Source organism: Haemophilus sp. HMSC066A11, from assembly GCF_001811665.1.
Lineage (GTDB): Bacteria > Pseudomonadota > Gammaproteobacteria > Enterobacterales > Pasteurellaceae > Haemophilus > Haemophilus influenzae.
Map to the genome: position 1 here is coordinate 166,515 of NZ_KV805866.1, position 13,869 is coordinate 180,383.

Annotated in this window: 15 protein-coding genes; 2 read left to right on the plus strand and 13 right to left on the minus strand. The window is 39.0% G+C overall.

Annotated elements, in window-relative coordinates; all coding sequences use genetic code 11:
• Positions 1–105 precede the first annotated feature (105 nt).
• From HMPREF2813_RS03790 to cysZ, 3 genes are all read right to left on the minus strand, one after another.
• Positions 106–1,329, minus strand: coding sequence for an MFS transporter (locus tag HMPREF2813_RS03790; protein WP_005632805.1), 1,224 nt, complete (start codon positions 1,327–1,329; stop codon positions 106–108).
• Between the two features lie 247 nt (positions 1,330–1,576).
• Positions 1,577–2,527, minus strand: coding sequence for a cysteine synthase A (gene cysK, locus HMPREF2813_RS03795; RefSeq protein WP_005690723.1), 951 nt, complete (start codon positions 2,525–2,527; stop codon positions 1,577–1,579).
• A gap of 98 nt (positions 2,528–2,625) precedes the next feature.
• Complete coding sequence (gene cysZ / locus HMPREF2813_RS03800; RefSeq protein WP_005690724.1) at positions 2,626–3,444, minus strand: sulfate transporter CysZ; 819 nt, start codon at positions 3,442–3,444, stop codon at positions 2,626–2,628.
• 152 nt (positions 3,445–3,596) lie between these two features.
• Here cysZ and zipA point away from each other — a divergent pair, with 152 nt between their 5' ends.
• Both zipA and ligA read left to right on the plus strand, forming a co-directional pair.
• Complete coding sequence (gene zipA, locus HMPREF2813_RS03805) at positions 3,597–4,583, plus strand: cell division protein ZipA (RefSeq protein ID WP_005690727.1); 987 nt, start codon at positions 3,597–3,599, stop codon at positions 4,581–4,583.
• Positions 4,584–4,694: 111 nt separating this feature from the next.
• The gene (gene ligA / locus HMPREF2813_RS03810) at positions 4,695–6,707 is read left to right on the plus strand and encodes an NAD-dependent DNA ligase LigA (protein ID WP_011272385.1); all 2,013 of its coding nucleotides are present in this window, start codon (positions 4,695–4,697) and stop codon (positions 6,705–6,707) included.
• Between the two features lie 4 nt (positions 6,708–6,711).
• On the opposite strand, the gene HMPREF2813_RS03815 is transcribed toward ligA, so the two are convergent.
• From HMPREF2813_RS03815 to ccmB, 10 genes are all read right to left on the minus strand, one after another.
• Complete coding sequence (locus tag HMPREF2813_RS03815; RefSeq protein ID WP_005647674.1) at positions 6,712–7,011, minus strand: hypothetical protein; 300 nt, start codon at positions 7,009–7,011, stop codon at positions 6,712–6,714.
• A gap of 10 nt (positions 7,012–7,021) precedes the next feature.
• Positions 7,022–7,513 carry a DUF8095 domain-containing protein gene (locus tag HMPREF2813_RS03820; protein WP_011272384.1) on the minus strand — a complete coding sequence of 164 codons (492 nt, stop codon included), beginning with the start codon at positions 7,511–7,513 and terminating at the stop codon, positions 7,022–7,024.
• 120 nt (positions 7,514–7,633) lie between these two features.
• Positions 7,634–8,551: a c-type cytochrome biogenesis protein CcmI gene (gene ccmI / locus HMPREF2813_RS03825; RefSeq protein WP_005665888.1), complete on the minus strand. Its 918-nt coding sequence runs from the start codon at positions 8,549–8,551 to the stop codon at positions 7,634–7,636.
• The gene (locus HMPREF2813_RS03830; RefSeq protein WP_005647681.1) at positions 8,552–9,013 is read right to left on the minus strand and encodes a cytochrome c-type biogenesis protein; all 462 of its coding nucleotides are present in this window, start codon (positions 9,011–9,013) and stop codon (positions 8,552–8,554) included. It abuts the gene before it with no gap.
• Positions 9,013–9,558 carry a DsbE family thiol:disulfide interchange protein gene (locus HMPREF2813_RS03835; RefSeq protein WP_005657352.1) on the minus strand — a complete coding sequence of 182 codons (546 nt, stop codon included), beginning with the start codon at positions 9,556–9,558 and terminating at the stop codon, positions 9,013–9,015. The genes HMPREF2813_RS03830 and HMPREF2813_RS03835 overlap by 1 nt, the downstream gene beginning before the upstream one ends.
• A 140-nt stretch (positions 9,559–9,698) precedes the next feature.
• Positions 9,699–11,645 carry a heme lyase CcmF/NrfE family subunit gene (locus tag HMPREF2813_RS03840; protein ID WP_005647685.1) on the minus strand — a complete coding sequence of 649 codons (1,947 nt, stop codon included), beginning with the start codon at positions 11,643–11,645 and terminating at the stop codon, positions 9,699–9,701.
• A complete protein-coding gene (ccmE, locus tag HMPREF2813_RS03845) occupies positions 11,642–12,163 on the minus strand; it encodes a cytochrome c maturation protein CcmE (RefSeq protein ID WP_005656094.1) in 522 nt (173 codons plus the stop codon). The genes HMPREF2813_RS03840 and ccmE overlap by 4 nt, the downstream gene beginning before the upstream one ends.
• The gene (ccmD, locus tag HMPREF2813_RS03850) at positions 12,160–12,363 is read right to left on the minus strand and encodes a heme exporter protein CcmD (protein ID WP_005634314.1); all 204 of its coding nucleotides are present in this window, start codon (positions 12,361–12,363) and stop codon (positions 12,160–12,162) included. Before ccmD ends, ccmE begins: the two co-directional genes overlap by 4 nt.
• Positions 12,364–12,404: 41 nt before the next feature.
• Entirely contained in the window at positions 12,405–13,145 is a 741-nt protein-coding gene (locus tag HMPREF2813_RS03855) for a heme ABC transporter permease (RefSeq protein ID WP_005665892.1), read from the minus strand.
• A gap of 57 nt (positions 13,146–13,202) precedes the next feature.
• Positions 13,203–13,868 (minus strand): heme exporter protein CcmB, encoded by a 666-nt coding sequence (gene ccmB / locus HMPREF2813_RS03860; RefSeq protein ID WP_005665894.1) that lies wholly within the window; start codon positions 13,866–13,868, stop codon positions 13,203–13,205.
• Position 13,869: the final 1 nt, after the last annotated feature.

A 13,869-nucleotide genomic window follows, 5' to 3' on the forward strand; every position in this document is an offset into this window, starting at 1 on the left:
AAGTTTGCTTAGTGAAAAGAAAACTTATAAAGATATTACTTATAAGATGACTTGTTTCATAAAAAATGCTCGCACTTGGCGAGCATTTTTATCTTTTATATTTTCTTAGTCTAAGGCTTTACCTTTTAATTCAGGGATTAAGAAAATTGTCGCTAACATATCAATTACGTAGATAATCGCAAGTAGAGCGATGGCCGTTTGGAAAGAGTAAGCAAGTACAACTGCGCCCACAACTACAGGTCCAAATCCCCCTACGGCACGACCAATATTGAAAAGTACGTTTTGTGCCGTTGCTCGAGCTTCTGTTGGGTAGGCTTCCGCCATCAATGCACCGTAACCGCCCAGCATTCCGTTCACAAACATACCTAAAAATGCCCCAGCAAGAAGCATGATGTCAGGATCGGTAAGTTGTGAGTAAACCACGATACTTATCACTGCGCCTAATTGGAAAAGTAAGAAACTTGGTTTGCGTCCGATTCGGTCGGCGAGTTGTCCGAAAATCCAAATGCCAGCCATCATGCCGCAGACGGTAACGGCGGTCCAAAGCCCAGATTTAGTTAAACTGAATCCAAGTTGTTTTGATAAGAAATTAGGTAACCAAATCATAATGCCGTAATAACCGAAGTTTTGTACAGAAGTGAGTACGACGATACCAAGACTAATTTTGCTCGTGGCTTTGTCTTTAATCAGAAGCTGGAATGAACGTAATTTATCAGTAAAGCTGGATTGCGTTGAAAGTGCGGTTTGTTTTTGAGTGAAAATTTCAGGTTCGTGCAGATGAGAACGTAAGAACCAAGCGACAAATGCAGGGAAGATACCCACTAAGAACATTCCACGCCAGCCAATATGCGGGAGCAATAATGGTGTAAGCAACGCAGCACCTAACACACCAACTTGCCAACCCAATGCAACATAAGATGCTGCTTTCGCTCGGTGGCGTGCAGGCCATGCTTCTGCTGCTAGAGCCATCCCAATTCCAAATTCACCGCCTAAGCCAATACCAGCAATTGTGCGATAAATCAGTAAATCCCAATAACCTTGTGCAATCGCACATAAACCAGTAAACACCGCAAAAAGAAGAATAGTCCAAGTCAGTACGCGTACACGACCGTATTTATCGCTTAATGCACCAAATAAAATGCCGCCAAATACGGCACCAATCAGAGTCCAAGTTACGAGAGATCCACCTTGGGCGGGTGTTAGATTTAAGTCTGCGGAAATTGCACTAAGCATGAAACCTAAAATGAGAAGATCGAAACCGTCCATTGCATAGCCGACGGCAGAGCCAATTAAGGCTTTCCAGCCATAACTGTTTACTTTGTTTGTCATGATGTGTCCTTTTGTTACTCGCGGGTAACATTTAAAGTGAAAAGAAAGATGATTAAAAATCGGTGGCTAGTTTACTGCATTAATAAAAAAATTCAATGAACAGAATATGAAAAGAAGAAAAAATTGATTTTGAATAAGAAGGAAAGGATAAAATAAGGGGATTAAACAATCTGATGTCATTCAGATTGAACTACTCTAGTCTTAATAAAAGTGCGGTAAAAATTCACCGCACTTTATTCTTTTTTGTTTATCCCTCAATCCCTTCAAACAGTGCTGTGCTTAAGTAGCGTTCAGAAGCTGAAGGCAAAATAACAACAATGAGTTTATCGGCAAATTCTGGTAATTTAGCTAAGCGATCTGCAGCCGCGACAGCTGCACCAGATGAAATACCTGCAAGAATGCCTTCTTCCGCCATTAAGCGACGAGCTGTGGCAAGTGCGGTATCACTATCAACAGTTTCTACGCGATCAATAATAGATAAATCTAAATTTTTGGGAATGAAACCCGCACCGATACCTTGAATTTTGTGTGGACCTGGTTTTACTTCTTCACCCGCTAAAGTTTGACTAATGACCGGAGATTCCACTGGCTCAACGGCAACAGAAGTGATTTGTTTACCAAAATCTAATTTAATCGCGCGAGAAATACCCGTAATCGAACCACCTGTTCCTACGCCAGCAACAACAACATCGACTTTGCCATCCGTATCTTTCCAAATTTCAGGCCCTGTTGTTTCTCGATGAATTTGTGGGTTGGCTGGATTTTCAAATTGTTTAAGCATGACATAGCGGCTTGGATCAGAAGCAACAATTTCTTCTGCTTTCGCAATAGCACCTTTCATTCCTTTTGCACCTTCGGTAAGCACTAAATTTACACCCAATCCGCACAATAAGCGTTTTCTTTCAAGACTCATTGTTTCTGGCATAGTGAGCGTGATTTTATAACCTCTAGCCGCCGCAACATAAGCCAAAGCAATGCCCGTGTTACCACTCGTTGCATCTACAATCTCTTTCCCTTTTGTGAGCGTGCCATCTTTTTCTGCTTGCCACACCATATTCGCCCCAATACGGCATTTTACGCTGTAGCTTGGGTTACGACCTTCAATTTTTACCACCACATTGCCGTTATGGCCAAAGTGTTTTAAACGCACAAGCGGCGTATTTCCGATAGAATAAGAATTGTCTGCATAAATTGTCATAATATTTCCCTTTCGTTGGACTTCGTTAATGTTGGTTTATTTATAGTACCGCACTTTTGATTAAAAAAATAGTTATTTGATCTATTTATAACTGTAGGCTATTTAACAATCCCTGTATTTTCTGAACGAACATCAAGCCCCGTTTGAGAGGAAAAAGATCTATTCATATTAAAACCTAAGTCATTACGATAATTTTCCACCCACATCAGCGTCGCACCACATACTGCAACAGGCATAATTAATAAATTAATCACTGGCACAAATGTGCAACAAGTAACCAATCCACCAAAAGTTAAACTTTGAGTTCGTTGATTGCCAAGTGCATTTTTCATGATATCAAAAGAGACTTTGTGATTATCAAAAGGATAATCACAATATTGAATTGCCATCATCCAACAAGTGAACAAGAAAGTAAGTACTGGCACGATGGTTTGCCCAACCAGAGGAATAAAACTCAGTAAAAATAAGGCGATAATTTTGGGTAGGCTATAACGTAATTTTTGCCACTCTCGAGCAAGCATACGAGGCACATCCCTCATTATATCCACGAGACTATCATCATTAATATTTTCCTCCGTCAGCATTTTTTCTACTTTTTCCGCCAACAAACCATTAAAGGGGGCTGCGATAAAGCCAGAAAACGTGGTAAAAGTAAAATAAAAGAGCAATAAAATCGTTAAAATCGAAAGTGTCAGTAAAATGACACTGAGAAAACTAAGCCAATCTGGAATAAAATTCATCACCCAATCAATAGCACTGCTGATTTGGCTAATAAAAAGCCAAAATAAACCACAAAGCAAAATGGTATTGAGCAAAATTGGAATAATAACAAACCGACGCAAACCTTTTTGTGTGATGAAATGCCAGCCCATCACAAAATAGTGGAAACCAGATTTTAATTCATTAAGATTTAACATTTTTCTTTCCTTTCAATAAAAATATGCTTAAAACAGACCGCACTTTTCCTTTAAAATTCCACACTTTGAAGTATTTTTTCACCTACTGAAATATGGTAGCATTAGCACCATTTATAGCACTCTCGCCGAACTATCGCGCGTAAGGAATAAAAATGGATTTAAATACAATTTTGATTATTGTGGGTATCGTAGCACTTGTCGCCTTAATCGTACACGGATTATGGTCAAATCGTCGTGAGAAATCAAAATATTTTGATAAAGCCAATAAATTTGACCGCACTTCTCCAACATCTAGATCCCATACGCAAGAAGAAATGGTACAGCCAAACAATATTTCGCCGAATACCTATGTGGAAAATGGGCATACACCAATTTCTCAACCGACCACAGAAAAATTACCATCAGAAGCTGAATTGATCGATTATCGCCAAAGCGATAAAAGTGTGGATGACATCAAAATTTCTATTCCTAACACGCAACCTATTTATGATATGGGGAATCATCGTTCCGAGCCAATACAACCAACGCAACCTCAATACGATATGCCAACCGCAAATAATGTCGCAAGTATGACCTTAGAACAACTTGAAGCACAAAGTCAAAATGTTGGTTTTAATGGCATTAATTCATCATCGCCAGAATTAAGAGTGCAGCTTGCAGAATTATCTCACGAAGAACATCAAGTAGACTACAACCTCTCGTTCAATGAACCAAAAGCAGAAACGACAGCTCAGCCAAAACAAACAACTGGCTATATTCAACTTTATCTTATTCCAAAATCTAGCGAAGAATTTAATGGTGCTAAATTGGTGCAGGCTCTTGAAAACTTGGGTTTTATCTTGGGTAAAGATGAAATGTATCATCGTCACTTAGATTTAAGTGTGGCAAGTCCCGTGCTTTTTAGTGTGGCAAATTTAGAACAACCCGGCACATTCAATGCTTATAACTTAGCGGAATTTAACACCATAGGAATTGTATTATTTATGCAATTGCCCTCTCCAGGTAATAATCTTGCTAATTTACGTATGATGATGCGTGCTGCCCATACATTAGCCGAAGATTTACAAGGTGTTATACTGACTGAAGAACAAGAAATTTTTGATGCAAATGCAGAGCAAGCCTATCTTGCTCGAGTGTAAATTCATACCTTAAATTTACCGCACTTTTATATTCATTTAGACAGGCTTTGTACCTGTCTATTTTCACGCTAAATACATAGAAAAGTGCGGTCATTTTTCTCCGAGAATTTTATGACAAATATTCAAACTCAACTAGACAATCTACGCAAAACCTTGCGCCAATATGAATACGAATACCACGTTTTAGATAATCCGAGCGTGCCTGATAGCGAATACGATCGTTTATTTCATCAGCTCAAAGCCCTAGAATTAGAGCATCCTGAATTTCTGACGTCAGATTCGCCCACTCAACGTGTTGGTGCAAAACCACTTTCTGGGTTTAGCCAAATTCGTCACGAAATTCCTATGCTCTCTTTGGATAATGCTTTTTCCGATGCAGAATTTAATGCTTTTGTAAAACGCATTGAAGATCGTTTAATCCTATTACCGAAACCACTTACTTTCTGTTGCGAACCTAAACTTGATGGCTTGGCTGTGAGTATTTTGTATGTTAATGGTGAACTTACACAAGCCGCCACTCGTGGTGATGGCACCACAGGCGAAGATATTACAGCCAATATCCGCACGATTCGTAATGTTCCATTACAACTTTTAACAGATAATCCTCCAGCACGTTTAGAAGTGCGGGGCGAAGTTTTTATGCCGCACGCAGGCTTTGAGCGTTTAAATAAATATGCGTTAGAACATAATGAAAAAACCTTTGCTAATCCTCGCAATGCAGCGGCAGGCTCTTTACGCCAGCTTGATCCTAATATTACCAGCAAACGTCCGCTGGTATTAAATGCTTATGGTATTGGAATTGCTGAGGGGATTGATCTGCCGACTACGCATTATGATCGTTTGCAATGGCTAAAATCTATCGGGATTCCAGTAAATCCTGAAATTCGTTTATGCAATGGTGCAGATGAAGTTTTAGGTTTTTATCGAGATATTCAAAACAAACGTAGCTCGTTAGGTTATGATATTGACGGAACGGTATTAAAAATCAATGATATAGCCTTACAAAATGAACTAGGATTTATTTCTAAAGCACCTCGCTGGGCGATTGCTTATAAATTCCCCGCCCAAGAAGAATTAACCCTGTTGAATGATGTTGAATTCCAAGTGGGTCGAACTGGCGCAATCACACCAGTTGCCAAATTAGAGCCAGTGTTTGTTGCAGGCGTTACAGTAAGTAATGCCACCTTACATAATGGCGATGAAATTGAACGTTTAAATATCGCTATTGGCGATACTGTTGTTATTCGTCGAGCAGGCGATGTAATTCCACAAATTATTGGCGTATTACACGAACGTCGCCCTGATAATGCTAAACCAATCATTTTCCCAACAAATTGCCCTGTGTGCGATTCTCAAATTATTCGTATTGAAGGCGAAGCAGTAGCACGTTGCACGGGAGGATTATTCTGTGCGGCACAGCGTAAAGAGGCGTTAAAACATTTCGTCTCTCGTAAAGCAATGGATATTGATGGTGTAGGCGGAAAATTAATAGAGCAATTAGTCGATCGAGAGCTAATTCATACACCTGCGGACTTATTTAAACTTGATTTAACCACGCTCACACGCTTAGAAAGAATGGGTGCAAAATCTGCAGAAAACGCACTCAATAGTCTTGAAAATGCAAAAAGCACGACGCTTGATCGCTTTATTTTTGCTTTAGGCATTCGTGAAGTGGGCGAAGCCACTGCATTAAATCTTGCTAATCATTTCAAAACTTTAGATGCGCTTAAAGACGCAAATCTTGAAGAACTTCAACAAGTGCCTGATGTAGGGGAAGTTGTAGCGAACCGAATTTTTATATTTTGGCGTGAAGCGCATAATGTTGCAGTCGTGGAGGATTTAATCGCACAAGGTGTGCATTGGGAAACTGTAGAAGTGAAAGAAGCGAGTGAAAACTTGTTCAAAGATAAAACTGTAGTACTGACAGGCACTCTTACACAAATGGGGCGTAATGAAGCAAAAGCCTTATTACAACAGCTTGGTGCAAAAGTAAGTGGTTCGGTATCCAGTAAAACAGATTTCGTTATCGCAGGTGATGGGGCAGGCTCTAAACTTGCAAAAGCTCAAGAACTAAATATTACAGTATTAACAGAAGAAGAATTTTTAGCACAGATAACAAGATAATTTTTTATCTAAAATAGTGATAATTATAATGATACCCGACGCTTGGTGTAACTGGAAGAACAGGCAATACACGTCTTGTTCTCGTTTTAACTTTATTGTCACTTTGGTTTAATTTTAAACTTGTATCAATTTGTTGCGTTATTTTATCCTTTTGAGTTTGTGTAACAGTATTACCACTAATAACTCGAGCATTATATTCTTGCACAGTTTTCATATCGTAAACACCGCCACCAATTTGTTCTGGTTGAGATGAACATGCTGCTAAACCTAAAATTACACAACTAACAAAAACTATTTTTCTCATTAAATACATCCTATTTACAAATTACGTCAGTTAATACAGCCCTACCTTCTGATACATAATTCGCTGCTTTTTCCTTTAATTTTTTATTTTCTTGTGCCTGAATACACTTAGACAAATCTTTGTCTGTAATTGAATAAACAGGCACATAACTTAAATTTTGAGGATCTTTTTGGTTATAAATAGTTGCACCAACCACACTGCCATAGAATTCTCCTCTATTGTCTGGATAAAGATAATGGTAAGTCGAATTTGTGTAATCTACACCTCTTGTAATCTTAAATCCCTGACAAATTCCAGCTGGAGATTCATAAATACTTTCTGATGAAGTGGTTTCATCTATTTTATAAACTTTAAATTCAATACTTTGAGCTAGTTTTTGAGCATCATTATTTGAAACATCGGAATTAAATGCTTTTTTATCTTCAGAATCAACTGCACTAGAATCATTTTCTGCAATCGAAAATTGTGAAGTAAATAAACTTCCAATAATGACGCAGAACAAAGAAAAAAGTGCAATTTTTATTATTCATTTCTCGTTCCTTTAGTACTTTATTAAATGCTAATCTGTTCGACTACGAATAATTTTTTCGCACTATATCAAAAAGTCTTATAACGTACTAGGTTATTTTTCGGGAGTGATACTTTTTGATTTTTCTTCATTTTGCGCTTCTAAAGCATCACGCGCGGTACGAATACTTTTTTCAATTAATGGAACTCGCTCATCATCTTTCGGCATTAAGCGTAGCATCATCGCCCAAGTCACTGCCGCCATTTTATAATCTTCTGTTTCAAAATAACGGAATGCGAGTAAACTCAATGCTTCAATGTTAGTGTGTTCTTGACGAATCACTTCACGCAATAAATTGCCACCTTTAAGTTTATCAGTCGCATCTTCAGAAAACATCAATATACGAGCATAGCCTAATTTATATTGCACATTATCTGGTTCAAGTTTATTAGCCTTTTGATAGCTATCGAATGCCAAACGTGCATCACCTAAATTCATCCCAATTTGACCGAGCATCCACCATTTTTTAGCATCAGTTGGATTTTTTTGCAAATCGATTCGAAGTGCGGTAGAAAATTGCTGCATTTCTGTATCAGAAAATGGATTTTTATCTTCATCTTTCATTCGGTCAAAGAAATAGGGTAATTTCGCATAAGTTTGTTCTAACATTGATTCGGCTTGCCAAGATCCCACCATAAAATAAGAAGGACCTGCGATAATTCCTAACGCTAATACACCAGAGATAAACCAAATTTTTCCATAAGATTTGCCAGAATAATCCACATTCTCTTGAACCTTGCTCGGCACATCATCAAGCAAAGTTTTCTGTAATTCTTGTTTAAGTTGCTCAACATTTTCAACTAAACCTTGGGAATTATCTTGCTCAATTTCTTCCAAGCGCGAGAAATATAACGCCTTATTTAAATCATCACGTTTTTGCCCATGTTTCGCTTTGAATTGACATAATAAAGGATAAAAACAAATTAACGCCACAACTAAAGTGGTTAAGATAAAAATTAATGTAAAATTCATCTATTTATCCTTGTTTAATAATTCTGCCAAACGCGCATTATCTTCATCCGTTAAAACCTCTTGGGATTTCACCGCACTTTGGGTTTTAGGTTTGCGTCTTAATAAAAACACCACGCCTAACAACACAAGCAATAATGGCGCAATCCATAGCACTAATGTACTCGCTGTTATAGGAGGATCATAGGTTACAAAATTGCCATAGCGAGCCACCATATAATCCACTACGTCATTTTTCGATTTGCCTTCTTGTAAAAGCTCAAATACTTTGCCACGCATATCCACTGCGATAGTCGCATTGGAATCCGCAATATTGTTATTTTGACATTGAGGGCAACGCAAAGATTGTGTTAATTGATGGTAATCACTCTCTTGCTGTGGAGAACTAAAATTTAATGCGTCAATAGCTGAAAACGCCACTGAGCTAAACAAAAGTGCGGTCAAAAATAGCCATGTTTTTTTCATTATTGTTGCTCCGAAAGTTTGTCATAAATTGGTTTTAAAGTCTGAGTCCAAACTTTTTCGTTTACATCTCCAGCATAACGATAATGAATCACACCTTTTCCATCTACAATGAACGTTTCTGGCGCACCATATACCCCTAAATCCAAACCGAAAGAACCTTTTTCATCTTTTAAAACAACTTGATAAGGATTGCCAAGATCTTTTAACCACTTCATTGCTTTAGGTGATTCATCTTTATAATCTAAACCGATAATTCTCACACCCTCTTTAGCAAGTTTGTTTAAATATTGATGTTCGGCATAACAAGTTGGACACCAAGTCGCCCATACGTTAAGCAAAACTGGCTCACCTTGTTGAAACAATTCATTCGTGTAAGTTTTATTTTCAAACAACTCCGTCAAATTTTTTGCTGGCACAGGCTTTCCAACCAAAGCAGACTCTAATGCTTTAATATCTTCACCTTGCGCATTGCGTTTTAATTGCACCAAAAATGCTATTGTTATCGATAAAAAGAGAATAAGAGGAACGAGTAATTTTTTTTTCATTTTTTACCGCACTTTTTCATTAACTTTGCTCCACCCATTTATGGGGGAAGCTGTCGCAAAGTGACTGAGGGGGGATATCGTAATCCCCCTTCCGCCCTTCGGGCACCTTCCCCCGCAAGCAGGGGAAGGCAAGAATAAAATTATTTCTTCAACAACACATTAAACCGATAGCGTCGATCGAACATGCACAACAATCCACCTAACGCCATAAATAAGCCACCAATCCAAATCCAGCGAATAAATGGCTTGTAATATAAGCGTAACGCCCAAGAATTGTCCTCAAGTTTTTCACCGAGAGCCACATAGAGGTCACGAGTTAAACCACCAGCAATTGCGGCTTCTGTCATAGACATCCGACTTACTGTGTAAAAACGTTTTTCTGCGAATAAACTTGCCTCTGGTTGCCCATCTTTCGAAATATCAATTTGAGCTTTTCCACCAATATAGTTTGGACCATTTTCATCCGTCACACCAGCGAATTTAAAATCGTAACGACCAATTTGTGCGTTCTCGCCAACTTTCATTCTCACATCACGTTCTACGCTAAAGTTTTGGCTAAATGCGATCCCCCAAACAGTCATAGCTACGCCTAAGTGAGCTAACATCATTCCCCAATGAGAACGAGATAGTTTGCGTACGCCAACAAAGAATGATTCACGATGCGTCGCACGTTGTTGCAATTCATAAAGCACAAGTAACACAATAATCACAGTCATCATTGAACCAAGCACTGAACTCACGGTAATTTTATCTTGCAAGAAATAAGGTAACGCAAAACCTGCAATCAGCATAACAAATACGCAGATAACAACAGGCGTACGAATTGCAGAAAATTGGTCTCTACGCCATTTCACTAAAGGTCCAATACCAAGCAATAATGCAAATGGTGTCATAATAATTAAGAACATTTGATCAAAGAACGGCGCACCAATAGAAATAGAGCCTAAACCAAGTTGTTTGTGAACGAGTGGTAACAACGTTCCTAAGAATACAACGCAAAGTGCGGTCATTAATAAGATATTATTTAATAACAACATACTTTCACGTGAATAGCGTTCTGCATTATCACGAGAACGAATTTGACTGCCTTTATACGCATAGAGCGCAAGCGAACCGCCAATTACCACAACGAGGTAAGCCAAAATATACAAACCACGAGTTGGATCCGATGCAAATGCGTGAACTGAAACTAAGATACCAGAACGAACTAAGAACGTGCCGAGTAAACAAAGTGAAAAGGCTAAAATCGCAAGTAATACCGTCCAAGCTTTAAAAGAACCACGTTTTTCTGTCACAGAAAGAGAGTGAATCAATGCAGTACCAGCAAGCCACGGCATAAACGATGAGTTTTCTACTGGATCCCAGAACCACCAGCCCCCCCAGCCAAGCTCATAATAAGCCCACCAAGAACCGAGTACGATACCTAAAGTTAAAAACACCCAAGCAGCAAGCGTCCAAGGACGTGACCAACGTGCCCAAGCTGAATCTAATTTTCCAGTCATTAAGGATGCTATCGCAAACGCAAATGCCACAGAAAAACCCACATAGCCCATATAAAGTAATGGAGGGTGGAAAATTAAGCCCACATCTTGCAACATTGGGTTAAGTTCTTTTCCATCCACTGGGAAATCAGGGAAAGTACGCGTGAAAGGATTTGAGGTAAACAAGACGAACAATACAAAACCGACGCTAATAATCCCCATAATACCAAGCACGCGAGCAACCGCTTCTTGGGGTAAATGTTTACTCAATAAAGCAACGGCAAATGACCAAACCGCCAGTAACCAAATCCACAGTAACAAAGAGCCTTCATGGGAACCCCATACCGCAGATAAACGATAATAAATGGGTAAAGTAGTATTAGAATTATTTACAATATATTGCACGCTAAAATCATTGACTGCGAATAAATAAAATAGCGCAGCAAAAGCAATGCTTAGACTTGCAAATAAACCATAAGTCATTGGGCGAGCTAATGCCATTAATTGTGCATTGCCCTTTTCCGCCCCCCACAAAGGGAAAATCGCCAACATAAGCGATACAGCTAAACTTAAAGCCAGCGCATAATTTCCTAATTCAGCAATCATTTTGCGCCTTCTTTTTCTTGACGATCACGCGCACTTTCGCCTTTTAAATCTGCTGCCTTAATCCCCATTGGTTTATGTACTTTTTGCATTTTTTCGCCTAATTCTGGCGGCACATAATTTTCATCGTGTTTAGCCAATACTTCTGTCGCGCTTAAAACCGCTGACTGAGTTAATACGCCTTGAGCCACAATCCCCTGCCCTTCACGGAAAAGATCTGGCAAAATGCCTTCATATTCAACAGTAATCGCAGGACCAATATCATTTAAATCAAACCGCACTTTTAAGCTTTTTGGATCACGCACTACCGTGCCTTCAACCACCATACCGCCAACACGAATACGCTGCCCCACTTCAGGTTTTTGATTCGGATTATTATCCTTACCTTGAATCACTTCAGATGGCGTATAAAACAAGTCGATATTTTGACGTAATGCATACAGCATCAATCCACTTGCAATAGCAATGCCGAGCACAACAAAAATGACTAATTTAAATCTGGATTTACGTCTTGGATTCATAGTGTGTTCCCCTTATTTGCTTGTTGTAAACGTTCTTCGCGTTGTTGCTCACGCAATACATTTTGTAACACTGTCTTGCGTTGTTTTACACTTTGAACAATTAAGGCAATAACTGCCACTAAACTTACTGCATAGGATAACCATACGTAAAAACCGTAGCCACCCATATTAAAAAAATCACTCCAAGTTTGGAAAAACATAAAATATTCCTTATAAAAAATCGCTAAAAACTAACCGCACTTTATTTCAGTGTTTGAGCTAATGCTTTAACCCAGGGACGTTTTGCATCTTCTTTCAATAATTCCATGCGATAACGAACTAAAGTAAGCCAAATATACAAGGTTAAAAAACCGAAGATACACAAAATTAATGGAACCAACATTGGAATTGCAATGGATGGTTTTTCCAGTTTAGTGATACTCGCACCTTGATGTAACGTGTTCCACCATTCCACCGAAAAATGAATAATCGGTAAAATCACGACCGTTGTAATACATAAAATCCCTGCCGCTTTTGCCCCTATGTTACGATCTGAAAAAGCAGAATAAAGGGCTAAGATACCAAGATAAAGAAAGAATAAAATCAATTCTGCAGTTAAGCGAGCATCCCACACCCACCAAGTACCCCACATTGGTTTCCCCCAAATTGCCCCCGTAACAAGCGATAAGAAAGTAAACAATGCACCAATTGGTGCCATTGCAATCATTGCGAGATGAGCTTGCTTAATTTGCCACACTAGGGCAACCACAGCGGCAATCGCCATTGAACCGTACACACCCATTGACCAAATCGCTGTCGGCACATGTACATACATAATTCGGAAACTATTACCTTGTTGGTAATCTGCTGGGGCGAATGCTAAACCCCATACAATGCCAACACCGAGTAAGATAAGCGTTAAAAATGCAAATAGCGGACTCAATTTACCGCAAATACGATATTGAGTTTCGGGTTTTGCATAAGGATGTAGCCACTTCCACATAAAAAATCCTTAAAAATTAAAGAGAAAAACCACCGCACTTTTATACGATGAATAAAATTAATTATCTAAACTAATTCGCAACGCTGCCGCGATGGCAAAAGGCGAAAGCGTTACAGCGCCAACCATCATGGCACCTAAAATCGCCAGTTGCCCCCCATAAGGCACATTTAATCCTGCTGCCTCCAATACCGATGAAGCAAAAATTAAAACAGGAATAAACAACGGAACAACAAGCAGACTCAACAACACGCCACCTTTTCGCAACCCCACCGTTAAAGCCACACCAATAGCACCGATACAGCTCAATACAGGGGTGCCCAGTAACAATGTCAAGACTAATGCCCACCAAATATTCACTTCAAGAGAAAGTAACAAAGCCGCAATAGGCGATAATAAAATAAGCGGTAAACCTGTGAGCAACCAATGTGCAACCACTTTAGCTAAAGCTATCATTGGCAAAGGCTGTGCAGTTAGCATTAATTGTTCAAGAGAACCATCAATAAAATCATCACGAAACAAACGTTCAAAAGAAAGCAATGCTGAAAGTAATGCGGCTACCCATGCGATACCCGGTGCGATACGGGAAAGTAATTTAGGCTCTGGCCCAATAACAAGCGGAAACAAAGTAATCACAAGCAAAAAGAACCATAGCGGATTTAAAATTTCCGCATTTTTACGCATCGCAATTTGAAGTTCGCGTTTAATTATTTCTAAAAAAATCATT

Coding starts and splice junctions, on each gene's coding strand:
- HMPREF2813_RS03790 (WP_005632805.1), bottom strand. CDS start 1,329: ATGACAAACAAAGTAAACAGTTATGGCTGGAAAGCCTTAATTGGCTCT.
- cysK (WP_005690723.1), bottom strand. CDS start 2,527: ATGACAATTTATGCAGACAATTCTTATTCTATCGGAAATACGCCGCTT.
- cysZ (WP_005690724.1), bottom strand. CDS start 3,444: ATGTTAAATCTTAATGAATTAAAATCTGGTTTCCACTATTTTGTGATG.
- zipA (WP_005690727.1), top strand. CDS start 3,597: ATGGATTTAAATACAATTTTGATTATTGTGGGTATCGTAGCACTTGTC.
- ligA (WP_011272385.1), top strand. CDS start 4,695: ATGACAAATATTCAAACTCAACTAGACAATCTACGCAAAACCTTGCGC.
- HMPREF2813_RS03815 (WP_005647674.1), bottom strand. CDS start 7,011: ATGAGAAAAATAGTTTTTGTTAGTTGTGTAATTTTAGGTTTAGCAGCA.
- ccmI (WP_005665888.1), bottom strand. CDS start 8,551: ATGAATTTTACATTAATTTTTATCTTAACCACTTTAGTTGTGGCGTTA.
- HMPREF2813_RS03830 (WP_005647681.1), bottom strand. CDS start 9,013: ATGAAAAAAACATGGCTATTTTTGACCGCACTTTTGTTTAGCTCAGTG.
- HMPREF2813_RS03835 (WP_005657352.1), bottom strand. CDS start 9,558: ATGAAAAAAAAATTACTCGTTCCTCTTATTCTCTTTTTATCGATAACA.
- HMPREF2813_RS03840 (WP_005647685.1), bottom strand. CDS start 11,645: ATGATTGCTGAATTAGGAAATTATGCGCTGGCTTTAAGTTTAGCTGTA.
- ccmE (WP_005656094.1), bottom strand. CDS start 12,163: ATGAATCCAAGACGTAAATCCAGATTTAAATTAGTCATTTTTGTTGTG.
- ccmD (WP_005634314.1), bottom strand. CDS start 12,363: ATGTTTTTCCAAACTTGGAGTGATTTTTTTAATATGGGTGGCTACGGT.
- HMPREF2813_RS03855 (WP_005665892.1), bottom strand. CDS start 13,145: ATGTGGAAGTGGCTACATCCTTATGCAAAACCCGAAACTCAATATCGT.
- ccmB (WP_005665894.1), bottom strand. CDS start 13,868: ATGATTTTTTTAGAAATAATTAAACGCGAACTTCAAATTGCGATGCGT.